14 protein-coding genes are annotated in these 14,452 nt (G+C 68.5%); 5 read left to right on the top strand and 9 right to left on the bottom strand.

Annotated features, from left to right (window positions below):
* Positions 1–12 precede the first annotated feature (12 nt).
* Positions 13–1,437 carry an FAD-binding oxidoreductase gene (locus ACAM42_RS00290; RefSeq protein WP_070061438.1) on the top strand — a complete coding sequence of 475 codons (1,425 nt, stop codon included), beginning with the start codon at positions 13–15 and terminating at the stop codon, positions 1,435–1,437.
* Between the two features lie 87 nt (positions 1,438–1,524).
* On the opposite strand, the gene ACAM42_RS00285 is transcribed toward ACAM42_RS00290, so the two are convergent.
* The 9 genes from ACAM42_RS00285 to ACAM42_RS00245 all read right to left on the bottom strand — a co-directional run bounded on the left by ACAM42_RS00285 (position 1,525) and on the right by ACAM42_RS00245 (position 9,675).
* On the bottom strand, positions 1,525–2,424 hold the full coding sequence (locus ACAM42_RS00285; RefSeq protein WP_369630775.1) for a CsgG/HfaB family protein: 900 nt from the start codon (positions 2,422–2,424) through the stop codon (positions 1,525–1,527).
* A gap of 131 nt (positions 2,425–2,555) precedes the next feature.
* Entirely contained in the window at positions 2,556–3,509 is a 954-nt protein-coding gene (locus ACAM42_RS00280) for a ParB/RepB/Spo0J family partition protein (RefSeq protein ID WP_062473760.1), read from the bottom strand.
* Entirely contained in the window at positions 3,509–4,054 is a 546-nt protein-coding gene (locus ACAM42_RS00275) for an RBBP9/YdeN family alpha/beta hydrolase (RefSeq protein ID WP_369630774.1), read from the bottom strand. Before ACAM42_RS00275 ends, ACAM42_RS00280 begins: the two co-directional genes overlap by 1 nt.
* Before the next feature lie 48 nt (positions 4,055–4,102).
* Positions 4,103–5,023: a ParA family protein gene (locus tag ACAM42_RS00270; RefSeq protein WP_369630773.1), complete on the bottom strand. Its 921-nt coding sequence runs from the start codon at positions 5,021–5,023 to the stop codon at positions 4,103–4,105.
* A gap of 29 nt (positions 5,024–5,052) precedes the next feature.
* Entirely contained in the window at positions 5,053–5,667 is a 615-nt protein-coding gene (locus ACAM42_RS00265; RefSeq protein WP_095743039.1) for a LysE family transporter, read from the bottom strand.
* Positions 5,668–5,781: 114 nt separating this feature from the next.
* On the bottom strand, positions 5,782–6,426 hold the full coding sequence (gene rsmG, locus ACAM42_RS00260; protein WP_369630772.1) for a 16S rRNA (guanine(527)-N(7))-methyltransferase RsmG: 645 nt from the start codon (positions 6,424–6,426) through the stop codon (positions 5,782–5,784).
* On the bottom strand, positions 6,423–8,408 hold the full coding sequence (mnmG, locus tag ACAM42_RS00255; protein ID WP_159279061.1) for a tRNA uridine-5-carboxymethylaminomethyl(34) synthesis enzyme MnmG: 1,986 nt from the start codon (positions 8,406–8,408) through the stop codon (positions 6,423–6,425). The genes rsmG and mnmG overlap by 4 nt, the downstream gene beginning before the upstream one ends.
* A gap of 197 nt (positions 8,409–8,605) precedes the next feature.
* Complete coding sequence (locus tag ACAM42_RS00250) at positions 8,606–9,472, bottom strand: transglutaminase family protein (protein WP_369630771.1); 867 nt, start codon at positions 9,470–9,472, stop codon at positions 8,606–8,608.
* Between the two features lie 17 nt (positions 9,473–9,489).
* Complete coding sequence (locus ACAM42_RS00245; protein WP_013538518.1) at positions 9,490–9,675, bottom strand: DUF1328 family protein; 186 nt, start codon at positions 9,673–9,675, stop codon at positions 9,490–9,492.
* Positions 9,676–9,865: 190 nt separating this feature from the next.
* On the opposite strand from ACAM42_RS00245, the gene gstA reads away from it, so the two are divergent.
* From gstA to ACAM42_RS00225, 4 genes are all read left to right on the top strand, one after another.
* Positions 9,866–10,474, top strand: a complete 609-nt coding sequence (gstA, locus tag ACAM42_RS00240; RefSeq protein WP_139704705.1) for a glutathione transferase GstA — start codon at positions 9,866–9,868, stop codon at positions 10,472–10,474.
* A 141-nt stretch (positions 10,475–10,615) separates the two neighbouring features.
* The gene (locus tag ACAM42_RS00235; protein ID WP_369630770.1) at positions 10,616–11,413 is read left to right on the top strand and encodes an enoyl-CoA hydratase/isomerase family protein; all 798 of its coding nucleotides are present in this window, start codon (positions 10,616–10,618) and stop codon (positions 11,411–11,413) included.
* Positions 11,410–13,233, top strand: coding sequence for an acyclic terpene utilization AtuA family protein (locus ACAM42_RS00230; protein WP_369630769.1), 1,824 nt, complete (start codon positions 11,410–11,412; stop codon positions 13,231–13,233). Before ACAM42_RS00235 ends, ACAM42_RS00230 begins: the two co-directional genes overlap by 4 nt.
* An 86-nt stretch (positions 13,234–13,319) precedes the next feature.
* Positions 13,320–14,423, top strand: a complete 1,104-nt coding sequence (locus ACAM42_RS00225; protein ID WP_159279063.1) for an alkene reductase — start codon at positions 13,320–13,322, stop codon at positions 14,421–14,423.
* Positions 14,424–14,452 lie beyond the last annotated feature (29 nt).

The following is a 14,452-nucleotide window of genomic DNA, read 5'->3' as shown; positions in this document are numbered from 1 at the left end:
AGGAGACGCCCGATGAACGCCCCGACTTCCACCTCGCACCTGATGCCGGCGCTTCATCTGCGCGATGTCCCCGCAGCCCTGATCGACGGGCTGAAGGCGCGCTTCGGCGACAACTGTTCCACGGCGATGGCGGTGCGCACGCAGCACGGGCGCGACGAGTCGTCGTTCGACGCACCGCCGCCCGCGGCCGTGGTGTTCGCCGAAAGCACGCAGGATGTTGCCGATGCCGTGAAGCTCGCCAGCGAACACAGCGTGCCGGTCATTCCCTTCGGCGTGGGCTCTTCGCTCGAAGGCCACCTGCTCGCGGTGCAGGGCGGCATCAGCATCGACGTGTCGCGCATGAACCAGGTGCTGTCGATCAACGCCGACGACCTCACGGTGACCGTGCAACCGGGCGTCACGCGCAAGCAGCTCAACGAAGAGATCAAGAGCACGGGCCTGTTCTTCCCCATCGACCCGGGCGCCGACGCCTCCATCGGCGGCATGACGGCCACGCGCGCCAGCGGCACGAACGCGGTGCGCTACGGCACGATGCGCGAGAACGTGCTGGCGCTCGAGGTGGTCACGGCCAGCGGCGACATCATCCGCACCGGCACGCGCGCCAAGAAGTCGTCGGCCGGCTACGACCTCACGCGCCTCATGGTGGGCAGCGAAGGCACGCTGGGCGTGGTCACCGAGGTCACGCTGCGCATCTACCCGCTGCCCGAGGCGGTGTCGGCGGCGATCTGCTCGTTCCCGAGCATCGAGGCCGCGGTGCGCACCACCATCGAGACGATCCAGCTGGGCGTGCCGATCGCGCGCGTGGAGCTCATCGACGTGAACACGGTGCGCATGGTGAACGCCTACGCCAAGTTGAACCTGCGCGAAGAGCCGATGCTGCTGATGGAATTCCACGGCTCGCCCGCGGGTGTGAAAGAGCAGGCCGAGACGGTGCAGGAACTCGCGAGCGGCCACGGCGGCAACGCCTTCGAATGGGCCAGCACGCCGGAAGAACGCACGCGCCTGTGGACCGCGCGGCACAACAGCTACTTCGCAGCCGTGCAGTCGCGCCCGGGCTGCCGCGTGATCTCGACCGACACCTGCGTGCCGATCTCGCGCCTGGCCGACTGCCTGCTCGACTCGGTGGCCGAAGCCGATGCCAGCGGCATCCCCTACTTCCTCGTCGGCCACGTGGGCGACGGCAACTTCCACTTCGGCTACCTGCTCGACCCGAACATCCCCGAAGAGCGCGTGAAGGCCGAAGAACTGAACCACGCGCTGGTGAGCCGTGCGCTGGCGCTCGAAGGCACCTGCACGGGCGAGCACGGCGTGGGGCTGCACAAGATGGACTTCCTGGTGACCGAAGCCGGCGTGGGCGCGATCGACATGATGCGCACGATCAAGCGCGCGCTCGATCCGAAGAACATCATGAACCCGGGCAAGATCTTCAGCCTCTGATCCCTCGCGATCACGCATCAATGAAAAAGCCCGGCGGCTCGCAAGAGCACCGGGCTTTTTCGTGGCCCGAAGGCCCGCGTCCTGTTCCTACCTGCGGCGACGTGCCGGTGCCGGCTCCGGCGGCACGTAGGTCTGCGAAGGCGCAGCGCCCCCATCCACACCCAAGCGGCCACCGCCGCCCAGGCCCTGGCCGCGCACCGTCTGCGCCTTGTAGTTGCGCAGCGAGCGAACCATCTGGTTGAAGGCGTCCATGAAGGCGGCCGCAATCACCTTGCCCTGCGCCGTGTTGGTGTAGCCGCCGAGGCCACCGGCGCCACTGCGGCCGGCCAGGCCGCCGAAGGCGCCGAAGTCGGTCTTGGAGGCGCTGCCCTCGGCTGCTGCGACCTGCACGCCCGAGCGGTTGTCGATGAGCGTCAGCAAGGCGCTGGCTTCCTTGGTCTGCAGGCTGCCGCCGACGGCTGCGATGGCACGGCCACGGCCGCCGCCCACGAGGCCGCCGAGCGCGCCGCCGATGCCGCCGGCATCGCTGTTGCTGAACACGATCTCCGGCGACAGGCCGTAGTCGGAGGCCACCATCTGGCCGCGACCGAAGTTGCTGCCGCCGCGCATCTCGCCCGACTGCTGCAGCGCGCGTTCACGCGTCATCGCGTTCATGCCGGCTGCACCGCGCTCGACCACCACGAAGCAGTTCGATTGCTGCACCAGCAAACGCAACAGATTTGCAGTAGGCGGCAGGCGGTACTCGCCCGTGAGGATCGTGTACCAGCCGGCGTTGACGTTCTCGACCAGCGACACGGTCCCGAGCGGCGATTCGCAGCGCTCGAGCTGGCTGCTCTCGCCCGAGGTGGCACCGCCGGCGGCGCTGCCGGTGGCCATGGTCTTGGCCGAGGGGCTGCCCATCTGCATGTCGGTGGTGGCGCAGCCCGTGAGCAGCAGTGCGCCGACGGCGACTGCGGCGAGCGGGAACTTGGTGGCGAAGAACGGCATGGTCGACTCCCTCGTTTCGATGGTGGTGGTCTTGCAGGGCTGAAAGAAAAACCGCGATCGAGGATACGCGCAAAGGATTGCAGGAATCAATCAAACGAACGCTGGGGTCCGTCTTCGCAACGCAAGCCGAACTAGGCCGTTCGGCGGATGCGCTCGATGAGCCCGTTGAGTGCTTCGATGGAGCCGAAGTGAATCGCCAGCTCCCCGCTTTCGCCGCGCTTCGTGCGCTTCTTGATGCGCACCTCGACCTCGGCCGTCAGCAGGTCGGCCAGCTCTTCTTCCACGCGCTGCAGGTCGCGCGACTTCTCGCCGGCATTGCCGCGCCGCGAGGGCGTGAGCGTGAACTCGGCCGCGAGCTTCTTCACCAGCGCCTCGGCTTCGCGCACCGACATCTTCTTGGCGGCGATCTGGTTGGCGGCGGTGATCTGCGTGCCGCGGTCGAGCGACAGCAGCGCACGCGCATGGCCCATGTCGATGTCGCCGGCCATCAGCATCAGTTGGGCGGGCTCGGCGAGGTTCAGCAGGCGCAGCAGGTTGCTGGCGGCGCTGCGCGACCGACCGACAGCCTGGGCCGCCATTTCGTGAGTGAGCCCAAACTCGGTCACCAGGCGTTGCAGGCCTTGGGCCTCTTCCAGCGGGTTGAGGTCTTCGCGCTGGATGTTCTCGATGAGCGACATGGCCGCCGCGGCCTCGTTGGGCACGTCGCGCACCAGCACCGGCACGGTGTCCAGGCCGGCGAGCCGGGCGGCACGGAAGCGCCGCTCGCCCGCGATGATTTCGTACTCGGCGTTCTTGGCCGCGGCCGATTCGGCATCGAGCCGGCGCACCAGGATCGGCTGCATGATGCCCTGCACCTTGATGCTCTCGGCCAGCTCGTACAGCGCGCCCTCGTCCATGCGGGTGCGCGGCTGGTAGACGCCGGCCACCATCTGGTCGAGCTTCAGGGTGTTGGGGTTCTGCGGGGCGCCGCCCTCTTCCGTGGCGCGGTCGCCGCCATTGCCGAGCGGATCGGCGGAGGGTGCGGCCGTCGGGCCGAGCAGCGCTTCGAGGCCGCGGCCCAGGCCCTTGGGTTTCTTGGTCGCCATCAGTGCGTGTCTTTCGAGAGGTCGTTCAGGAGTTTCCGGCCTTCGGGCCAGTCGCCCAGGCCGGATTCGGCGTTCAGGTGGCCGCCGGTGCCGGCATCGATGAAGCGTGCGCCCCAGTCGCTGGCCAGCTGCTTCGAGCGCGAGGCTTCGCAGTACGGGTCGTCGTTGGCGGCGATGAGCACGGCCGGAAACGGCAGCGGCTGGCGCACGATGGGCGCCCAGCCGGGAATCAATTGGCGCAGGTCGTCGCGCTCCAGGTCGCCGGGCGCCACCAGCAGCGCGCCGCGCACCTTGTGCGTGTTGCGCGAGTGGGCCGCCCAGGCTGCGGTGAGGATGCAGCCGAGGCTGTGGGCAGCCAACACCACTTGGCCCGGCGCGGCCAGCACTTCTTCTTCGAGGCGGATCGACCAGTCGCCGCGCAGCGGGCGCATCCATTCGTGCTGGTCGACGCGGTGGTCGCCGTAGACCGACTCCCAGCGGGTCTGCCAATGGCCGGGGCCGCTGTTCTGCCATCCGGGCAGCAGCAGGATGCGGGGTTCACTCATGGCTGATTGCTACGAACTTGATAGCGCCTGCCGCCCTTCGGGCGGGCGTCAGACGGGGTTTTGGTCGGTATCGGCGACAGAGGTAGAAGGCGCAGCGGCCAGCACATCGTCGGGAATCGGCAGGTCGGGCACCACGCGTGGTGCGGGCGTGACCGGCGGTGCCACCGCACCCGAGGCAAAGGCGCTCGCGGGCGGCATCTTGGCGACCAGCTCTTCCGCGAAGGCGATGAAGGCCTGGCTACCGCGGGCGGACGGGTCGAACACCACGCCCGGCAGGCCGTAGCTCGGTGCTTCGGCCAGGCGCACATTGCGCGGGATCACGGTGTCGAACACCTTGTCGCCGAAGTGGGACTTGAGCTGCTCGCTCACCTGCTGCTGCAGCGTGATGCGCGGATCGAACATCACGCGCAGCAGGCCGATGATCTGCAGGTTCTTGTTGAGGTTGGCGTGCACCTGCTTGATGGTGTTGACCAGGTCCGTGAGCCCTTCGAGCGCAAAGTACTCGCACTGCATCGGCACGATCACGCCGTGGGCCGCGCACAGGCCGTTGAGCGTCAGCAGGCTCAGGCTCGGCGGGCAGTCGATCAGCACGAAGTCGTACTCGGCACCGACCGCGGCCAGCGCGGTGCGCAGGCGTTTTTCGCGGCGGTCGAGCGCCACCATTTCGACTTCGGCACCGGCCAGCTCACGGTTGGCGCCCAGCACGTCGTAGCTGGCTTCGGCCTCCACGAGCTTGTCGGACTTCACCCGCGCCTCGGCCACCGAGGCCGATTCGAGCAGCACGTCGTACACCGTGAGCTCCAGCTGGCGCTTGTCGATGCCCGAGCCCATGGTGGCGTTGCCCTGGGGGTCGAGGTCGATCATCAGCACCCGCTGGCCCACCTTGGCCAGGCCGGCGGCGAGATTGACGGTGGTGGTGGTCTTGCCGACGCCGCCCTTCTGGTTGGCGATGCAGAAAATCTTGGCCATGTGTCGTCAGTGCGGGTCGTCGGGGTCGGTCAGCGCGAGATCGCGAGCTTGATGCCGAAGGCAATCAGGAAGGTGCCGGCCAGCTTTTCGAGCGTGGCCGAGATGCGGGGATTGGCGCGGATGCGCTCGGCCAGGAAGTGCGTGAGCAGCGTCGAGGTCAGGCCGTACAGGAAGGTCAGCGCGGCGATGGTCACGGCCATGGCACCGAAGGTGATGACACCCTGGTGGCGCGCCGGATCGACGAACAGCGGGAAGAAGGCCATGTAGAACACGATCGCCTTGGGGTTCAGCAAGGTGATCGTCAGCGCCTGGCGCAGGAAATGGCTCGGGCGGATGTTCAGGATCGGTGCCGCGCCGGGCTTGGCCAGGAGCATCTTGAGACCGAGCCACGCCAGGTAGGCGGCGCCCAGCCACTGCACGGCCTTGAAGGCGGCCGGGTAGGCGGCCAGCACGGCCGACACACCCGCCACCGCTGCCCACATCAGGACCTGGTCTCCCAGGATCACGCCGAAGGTCGCTGCCAGGCCGCCGCGAATGCCACCTTTGCTGGTCGAGGTGATCAGCGCCAGATTGCCCGGACCGGGAATCAGAAGGAACAGGACGATGGCGGCGACGAATGCGCCGTAGTCAGCGATGCCGAACATGGGATTTGCCTCGAAAAAGAGAGCCAGGGGGAGGCTTCGAGTCTAAGGCAGGCCAGCGCCGGGAAGATTGCTCCGGCACCGGCTTTTGCCGGCGCCGTCGCATCTTTTACGAAATCAGGCGGCCTCTTTGCGCGCCCAGACGATGCAGCGCTCGGCGTCCAGGCCCGGCACCGTCAGTTGTTCCACGTGAAACACTGCGACGCCCGCCGGCAAGACGGCCAGCTCGTCGGTCGGCACCTTGCCCTTCATGGCCAGCCAGACGCCGCCCGGTGCCAACAGATGCACCGAGCCGTTGAAGAAATCGGGCAGCGACGCGAAGGCGCGCGAGCTGATCACCTCGTAGCTGCCGGCCAGCGATTCGACCCGCGCGTGCAGGCCACGCAGGTTCGGCAGCTCCAGCTCGGCCGCCACCTGCTGCACAAAGGCCGCCTTCTTGGCGACGGCATCGAGGCAGCTGACCTCGATGTCGGGCCGCATGATGGCGATCACCACACCCGGCAGGCCGCCGCCGGAGCCGACGTCGAGCAGCCTGCCCTTCCCTGCCCACTCGCGCTGCAGCGGTGCGACGGCCGCGAGGCTGTCGAGCAGGTGGTGCGTCATGACGCCGGCCGGGTCGCGCACGGCCGTCAGGTTGTAGACCTTGTTCCACTTGAGCATCAGCGTGCCGTAGGCCAGCAGCTGTTCGCCCTGCATGTCGGACAGGGCCACGCCCAGGGCGGCTGCGCCTGCGCGCAGCGTGTCGAGGGGCGTCGCGCTCATGGTGCGGTGTGCGGCTCGGTGGCAGCAGCTTCGGTGGTTTCTGTGGCTGTGGCGGTATCGGCGGCGTCGCGGGCGAAGGCCTTGTGCCCGCCCTTGCGCAGGTGAATCATCAGCAGCGAGATCGCGGCGGGCGTGACGCCCGAGATGCGCGATGCCAGCCCAAGCGTCTCGGGCCGGTGCTTGTCCAGCTTCTGGCGCACCTCGAAGCTCAGGGCCTTGACCTGGCCGTAGTCGAAGTCGGCCGGCAGCTTCAGGTTCTCGAAGTGGGCGGCGCGCTCCACTTCGTCGTGCTGGCGCTCGATGTAGCCGGAGTACTTGGCCGAGATCTCGATCTGCTCGATCTCGGAAGCGCTCAGCGCCGACGACGGGCCGTACTTGCCGCCGTCCAGCGACATCAGGGTTTCGTAGTTCACGTCGGGCCGGCGCAGCAGGTCGGCCAGGTTGTATTCGTGCTCGATGGCTTTGCCCAGCACCCGGGCCGACTCGGTCGCCGGCAGGTTGCGCGGGTTCACCCAGATCGACTTGAGCCGCTCTGTTTCACGTGAAACAGCGTCGCGCTTGCGGCTGAAAGCGTCCCAGCGCGCGTCGTCCACGAGGCCCAGCTTGCGCCCTGCTTCGGTCAGGCGCATGTCGGCATTGTCCTCGCGCAGCTGCAGCCGGAACTCGGCGCGGCTGGTGAACATGCGGTACGGCTCGGTCACACCCTTGGTGATCAGGTCGTCGACCAGCACACCCAGGTAGGCCTCGTCGCGGCGCGGCAGCCAGGCGTCTTCGCCCCGGCACTGCAACGCGGCATTGATGCCGGCGAACAGGCCCTGGGCCGCCGCCTCTTCGTAGCCGGTGGTGCCGTTGATCTGTCCGGCAAAGAACAGGCCGCGGATCGCACGCGTCTCGAAGCTGCTCTTGAGCTCGCGCGGATCGAAGTAGTCGTACTCGATGGCGTAGCCCGGACGCAGGATGTGGGCGTTTTCCAGGCCCGGCATCGAGCGCACCAGCTGGTACTGGATGTCGAACGGCAAGCTGGTCGAGATCCCGTTCGGGTAGTACTCGTTGGTCGTCAGGCCTTCGGGCTCGAGAAAGATCTGGTGGCTGTCCTTGTCGGCGAAGCGGTTGATCTTGTCTTCGACGCTCGGGCAGTAGCGCGGACCGACGCCGTCGATCTTGCCGGTGAACATCGGGCTGCGGTCGAAGCCCGAGCGGATGATGTCGTGCGTGCGCTGGTTGGTGTGCGTCACCCAGCACGGCATCTGCTGCGGGTGCATCTCGACCTTGCCCATGAAGCTGAACACCGGCATCGGCCCTGCCCCACCGGGCATGCCGTCGCCGGGTTGTTCGGTGCACTTCGAGAAGTCGATGCTGCGCCCGTCCAGGCGCGGCGGCGTGCCGGTCTTGAGGCGACCCTGCGGCAGCTTGAGTTCCTTCAGGCGCGCCGACAGGCTGATCGCCGGCGGGTCGCCCGCGCGGCCGGCCTGGTAGTTGTCGAGGCCGACGTGGATGCGGCCGTCGAGAAAAGTGCCCGCGGTCAGCACCACGGTGCGCGCGCGGAAAGAAATGCCCACCTGCGTGACGGCGCCAACGACGCGATCGCCTTCGATCATCAGGTCGTCGACGGCTTGCTGGAACAGGCTCAGGTTCGGCTGGTTTTCCAGGCGGTGGCGGATCGCGGCCTTGTACAGCACGCGGTCGGCCTGCGCCCGCGTGGCGCGCACGGCCGGGCCCTTGCTCGAATTGAGGATGCGGAACTGGATGCCCGCCTCGTCGGTGGCAATGGCCATCGCGCCGCCGAGCGCGTCGACCTCTTTCACGAGGTGGCCCTTGCCGATGCCGCCGATCGACGGGTTGCAGCTCATCTGCCCCAGCGTCTCGATGTTGTGGGAGAGCAGAAGCGTCTTGGCGCCCATGCGTGCGGAAGCGAGCGCGGCTTCGGTGCCGGCATGGCCACCGCCGACGACGATCACATCGAATTCTTCGGGGTACAGCATTGGAAAAAGGGGGCGCACCACAGACGCGTGCGCGGCGCAAAAAAGGGCACTAATTTTAAGCGGCGATGCCCTGCCGCAACCCCTGTGTGGACAAGCTAGGGAGCCGCGCCAAAATCGGCCCGGAGCCTTGTCGGCATTGCGCAGAATGCTATATATTTAATAGCAAACAACCCGCATCGGGCGGTCACTTCGGAGGGTCAGAGCACCGGTTCGGGCTTCTCGATGCCCCGCAGCTCGCCACTGGGTGCCGGCGTGCGCGGCGCAATGACCCGCTCGTCCTGCAATTCGCGCACGGCGAGCTTCTTGTCGGTCATGCGCACCGCGCCGAAGATTGTGGAGAAGGCCACGTCCTTCGCGTCGCGCCCCGTGCCCACGCGCACCAGCCGGTCGACGGGCGCCATGCGCGTCGGATCGAACAGCACCCACTGCCCGCCCAGCCACGCTTCGAACACGGCATGGAAGTCCTGCGGCGGTTCGTCGAACCACACATAGCCCACCACCAGCCGCGCCGGAATGTTGAGCGCGCGGCAGAAGGTGATGCCCAGGTGCGCGAAGTCGCGGCACACGCCCGCGCGCTGCACGAACACCTCGCGCGCCGTGGTGGTCGAGTCGCTGCTGCCCGGCACGTAGACGATGCTGTCGTGGATCCAGTCGGCAATCGCCTGCACGCGCCCGATGCCCGGCGGCAGGTCGCCGAAGAGCTGCTGCGCGCAGCGCGCCAGCAGGTCGGACTCGCAGTAGCGCGTAGGCAGCAGGTCGCCCAGCACCGCGTCGGGCAGCTGGCTCACCGGCACCTCTGGCAAGGTGGCCGGCACATGCACCACCGGGCGCCGCACCGTCGCGCGGTAGGCGATGGTCAGCGGCCCGGGCGCCGCGTCGAAACGCACGAAGCGGTTGCCGCTGTCGGCCTCGCAGCCCACCCGCAGCCGCGCGGGCGGCTCGACGGTGAGCGTCTCGGCCAGCACCGCCTGCGCACCTGTGCGCGCGGCCTCGATGTTCAGCCGCAGGTGCGCCGGAGCGTCCACCTCGTAGTCCAGGCGCAGGTCGACGTGCGACAGATGCATGGCATGGGGCAAGGCGGTCAATCGAGCGCCTTCTTCACCGCGCCCACGCCAAGTGCGGCCAGCACCACGAACAGCACCGCCAGCACGAGGAACAGGCCGAACAGCAGCTTGGCGATGCCCGCCGCGCCGGCCGCCACGCCGCCAAAGCCCAGCAGACCCGCCACGAGCGAGATGACCGCAAAAATGATCGCGTACTTGAGCATGGTGAACCACTCCTTGGTTGCTTTGCGGCGGGCATGCGCCGCCGTGTCCGGACTGTAGGAAGGCCCACCGTGCCGCCCGATAGTCGGCGCGCGCGAGCCGCCGTAGGACAAAAACGCGATGCGGCCAAACCCGCTAGCATCCCCTGCGGTCGCACAGATCTTTTCCTTCTATCCATTGGAGTTTTTTCGAATGAAGCTGTACTACTCGCCCGGCGCCTGCTCGCTCTCCCCCCACATCGCGCTGCACGAAGCGGGCATCGCCTTCGAGCCCGTGCTGGCCAGCACCAAGAGCCACAAGCTGCAGGACGGCACCGACTACTACGGCATCAACCCGCTGGGCTACGTGCCGATGCTCGAGCTCGACGACGGCACCCGCCTGCGTGAAGGCCCGGCCATCGTGCAATACATTGCCGACCTCGCCCCCACCAAGAACCTCGCGCCCGCCAACGGCACGATGCCGCGCTACCGCCTGCAGGAATGGCTGACCTTCATCGGCACCGAGATGCACAAGGGCTTCAGCCCGCTGTTCAACCCGGCCATGCCCGAGGAAGCCAAGACCATCTCCAAGGACAAGCTGAAGGCCCGCTTCCAGTGGCTCGACAGCGAACTCGCCGCCAAGCAGTACCTGATGGGCGAGCATTTCAGCGTGGCCGACGGCTACCTGTTCACCGTGACCAACTGGACCAAGCCCACCGGCGTGGACATCTCGGACTTCCCCAACGTGCTGGCCTGGCACGCCCGCGTCGCCGCCCGCCCCGCCGTTCAGGAAGCGATGAAGGCCGAAGGCCTGCTGAAGTAAGCCGAAGCGCGCAGAACGCGACGCCAGCGACGATCCGGGCCACCCCAGGGAAAACCCGGATCACCGCAGCCACAAGCCGCATGCCGCGGCTTTTTTTTCGGGCGACGCTACGGCATCCGTCACCAGGAAGCCGAGCCGCCCATGTCCGAATCCCCTCCCCCTTCTTCCCCGTCCCCCGTCGAGCTGCGCGAAGAGATGCGCGGGCCCGTCATGTGGCTCACCATCGATCGCCAGGAACGCCGCAACGCCATCAACGCGGCCGTGCTCGAGGGCCTGTCCGATGCGCTGGCCCGCGCCAACCGCGACACCGCCGTGCGCGCCGTGGTCCTCACGGGCGCCGGCACGCGCGCCTTCTGCGCCGGCGCCGACCTGCAAAGCGGCACCTCGTTCAAGTTCGACTACGCCGCGCCCTACCAGGGCATGGCCAACCTCTTTCGCCAGGCGCGGCAATCGACCGTGCCGCTGATCGCGCGCGTCAACGGCGCCTGCATGGCGGGCGGCATGGGCCTCATGGCGATGTGCGACCTGGCCGTGGCCAGCCGCCAGGCCGTGTTCGGCCTACCCGAGGTGAAGGTCGGCGTGTTTCCCGCGCAGGTGCTCAGCGTGCTCGGCGGCCTGCTGCCGCGCCGCGTGCTGGCCGAGATGTGCATCACCGGCGAGCCGATCGACGCCGCGCAGGCGCTCGAACTGAAGCTGGTCAACCGCGTGAGCGACGACGTCGACGACAGCGTCGACTGGCTGCTGGGTCGCCTGCTCGACAAGTCGCCCGCCGCCATCCGCCGCGGCCTGTACACGATGAAGAAGATCGAGGCCATGGCCTTCGAGGAATCGATGGCGTTCACCGAAAGCCAGATCGGCCTGTTCGCGCTCACCGAAGACGCGGCCGAAGGCCAGCTCGCCTTCCGCGAGAAGCGCAAACCGCAATGGAGTGGCCGATGAACAGCAGCAACCACAACAACAATCGCGTCGTGCGCATCGGCGGCGCCTCGGGCTTCTGGGGCGACAGCAGCGTGGGCGCGCCGCAGCTCGTGGCCAGCGGGCAGATCGACTACCTCGTGTTCGACTACCTCGCCGAGCTCACCATGTCGATCCTCGCGGGCGCACGGCTCAAGAAGCCCGAGCTGGGCTACGCGACCGACTCCGTCTCCGTCGCGATGAAGGCCGTGCTGAAAGACGTCGTGAAACAAGGCATCCGCGTCGTGAGCAACGCGGGCGGCGTCAACCCGCAAGGCTGCGCCGATGCGCTCGCGGCATTGGCCGCCGAGCAAGGCGTCTCGCTGAAGATCGCCGTGGTCAGCGGCGACGACGTGTCGCCGCTGCTGCCCGAACTGCGCGCTTCGCAGCCGCCCGTGCGCGAACTGCAGAGCGGCGCGCCGCTGCCCGAGCGCGTGCTCAGCGCCAACGCCTACCTGGGCGCGCGCCCGGTCCAGGCCGCGCTCGACGCGGGCGCGCAGGTCGTCATCACCGGCCGCTGCGTCGACTCGGCCGTCACGCTCGGCGTGCTTATGCACGAATTCCAATGGCAGCCCGGCGACCACGACCTGCTCGCCGCGGGCAGCCTCGCGGGCCACATCATCGAGTGCGGCTGCCAGGCCACCGGCGGCCTGCACACCGACTGGGACACCGTGCCCGACTGGCCGAACATCGGCTACCCCATCGTCGAATGCGCCGCCGACGGCAGCTTCGTCGTCACCAAGCCCGCGGGCACCGGCGGCAAGCTCACGCCCGCCGTGGTCGGCGAGCAGATGCTCTACGAAATCGGCGACCCCGCCGCCTACCTGCTGCCCGACGTGGTGGCCGACTTCACGCAGGTGCGCATCGAACAGGCGGGCGAACACCGCGTGCGCGTGCACGGCGCGCGCGGCCGCGCACCCACCGGCAGCTACAAGGTCTGCGCCACCTACGTCGACGGCTTCAAGACCGCGGCGCAGCTCACGATCGTCGGCTTCGACGCGGTGGCCAAGGCGCGGCGCACCGGCGAAGCGATCCTCGCGCGCACCGGCGCCCTCTTCGCGCAGCAGGGCCTCGGGCCCTACAGCGGCACGCAACTCGAAGTGCTCGGCGCCGAGTCCTGCTACGGCCCGCACGCGCAGACGCAGGCGCAGCAGATCCGCGAGGCCGTGCTGCGGCTCGCCGTGACGCATCCGCGCAAGGACGCGCTGGAGCTGTTCGCGCGCGAGGTCGCACCGGCCGGCACCTCGTGGGCGCCCGGCACCACGGGCGCGGGCGGCGGGCGCGCCTCGGTGTCGCCGTCGATCCGGCAGTACGCATTCCTGCTCGACAAGGCGCGCGTGAGCCCGCAGGTGCGCGTCGATGGGCAGGCCGTCGATGTGCCCGCGACGCACGCCACCAGCGACGGCCCGCCCGCCGTGCGCGTCATCGACACACTGCCCCTGGCCACGCCCGGCGACGACGCCATCGAGGTCCCGCTGATCCGCCTCGCGTGGGCCCGCAGCGGCGACAAGGGCGACACCTCGAACATCGGCGTCATCGCGCGCCATCCCGAGCTGCTGCCGCTGCTGCGCGCGCAACTCACCGAGGCGCGCGTGGCCGCATGGCTCGCGCACCTGGTGCAGGGCCGCGTCACGCGCCACGAGGTGCCCGGCATCCACGCCTTCAACTTCGTCTGCGAGCAGGCGCTGGGCGGCGGCGGCATGGCCTCGCTGCGCAACGACCCGCTCGGCAAGGGCATGGGACAGATCCTGCTGGCGCTGCCCGTGCGCGTGAGCCCGGCGCTGCTGGCGCGGTTGCTTCCTTAGCACCAATCGGGACAACCGTGCGACAGCAGGGTTGAGACGGGCGGCTTAGCCTTGCGCCTGTTTCAACTCTGCCCCCTCAATCCACGATGTCCACCCTTTTCGACCCCGTCCAGGCCGGCGACCTCCAGCTCGCCAACCGCATCGTGATGGCGCCGCTCACGCGCAACCGCTCGCCCAACGCGATCCCGCCCGACATCGCCGCCACCTACTACGCCCAGCGCGCCAGCGCCGGCCTGCTCATCACCGAAGCCACCGCCATCAGCCACCAGGGCCAGGGCTACGCCGACGTGCCCGGCCTCTACGGCACCGAGCAACTCGACGCCTGGAAGCGCGTGACCGACGCCGTGCACGCCGAGGGCGGCAAGATCGTCGTGCAGCTGTGGCACGTGGGCCGCGTCTCGCACACCGAACTGCAACCCGGTGGCGGCAAGCCCGTGGCGCCCTCGGCCATCACCGCCAAGACCAAGACCGTGCTCATCAAGGACGGCGTGCCCACCTTCGTTGAAACGTCGGAACCGCGCGCGCTCGACGCGGCCGAACTGCCCGGCATCGTCCACGCCTATGCCGCAGCCGCACGCAACGCCGTCGAGACCGCAGGCTTCGACGGCGTGGAACTGCACGGCGCCAACGGCTACCTGCTCGACCAGTTCCTCAAGGACGGCAGCAACAAGCGCACCGACGACTACGGCGGCTCCATCAAGAACCGCGCGCGCCTGCTGCTCGAGTCCACGCGCGCCGTGGTCGATGCCGTCGGCGGCGGCAAGACCGGCATCCGCCTGTCGCCCGTCACGCCCGCCAACGACGCGCACGACAGCGACCCGCAGCCGCTGTTCACCTACGTCGTGCAGCAGCTCGCGCCGCTGAACCTGGCCTACATCCACATCATCGAAGGCGCCACCGGCGGCCCGCGCGAAATCGCCGACCGCCCCTTCGACTACGAAGCCCTCAAGGCCGCCTACCGCGCCGCCGGCGGCAAGGCCGCCTGGATGGTCAACAACGGCTACGACCGCCCCCTGGCCGAAGAAGCCGTGAAGGAAGGCGACGACCTCGTGGCCTTCGGCAAGCCCTTCATCTCGAACCCCGACCTCGTGCGCCGCCTGCGCGAGCACGCGCCGCTGAACGAGCTGGACAAGGCGACGATGTATGGGGGTGGGGTGAAGGGGTATACGGACTATCCGGCGCTGGGCTGAGCGGGCCCTTCAGCGTCAACTTCTTCGCG

This window comes from Variovorax sp. V35, assembly GCF_041154465.1.
Taxonomy (GTDB): Bacteria; Pseudomonadota; Gammaproteobacteria; order Burkholderiales; family Burkholderiaceae_C; genus Variovorax; species Variovorax boronicumulans.
The sequence above is the reverse complement of the archived record's forward strand: the minus strand, read 5'-3'. Positions and strand labels throughout refer to the sequence as shown.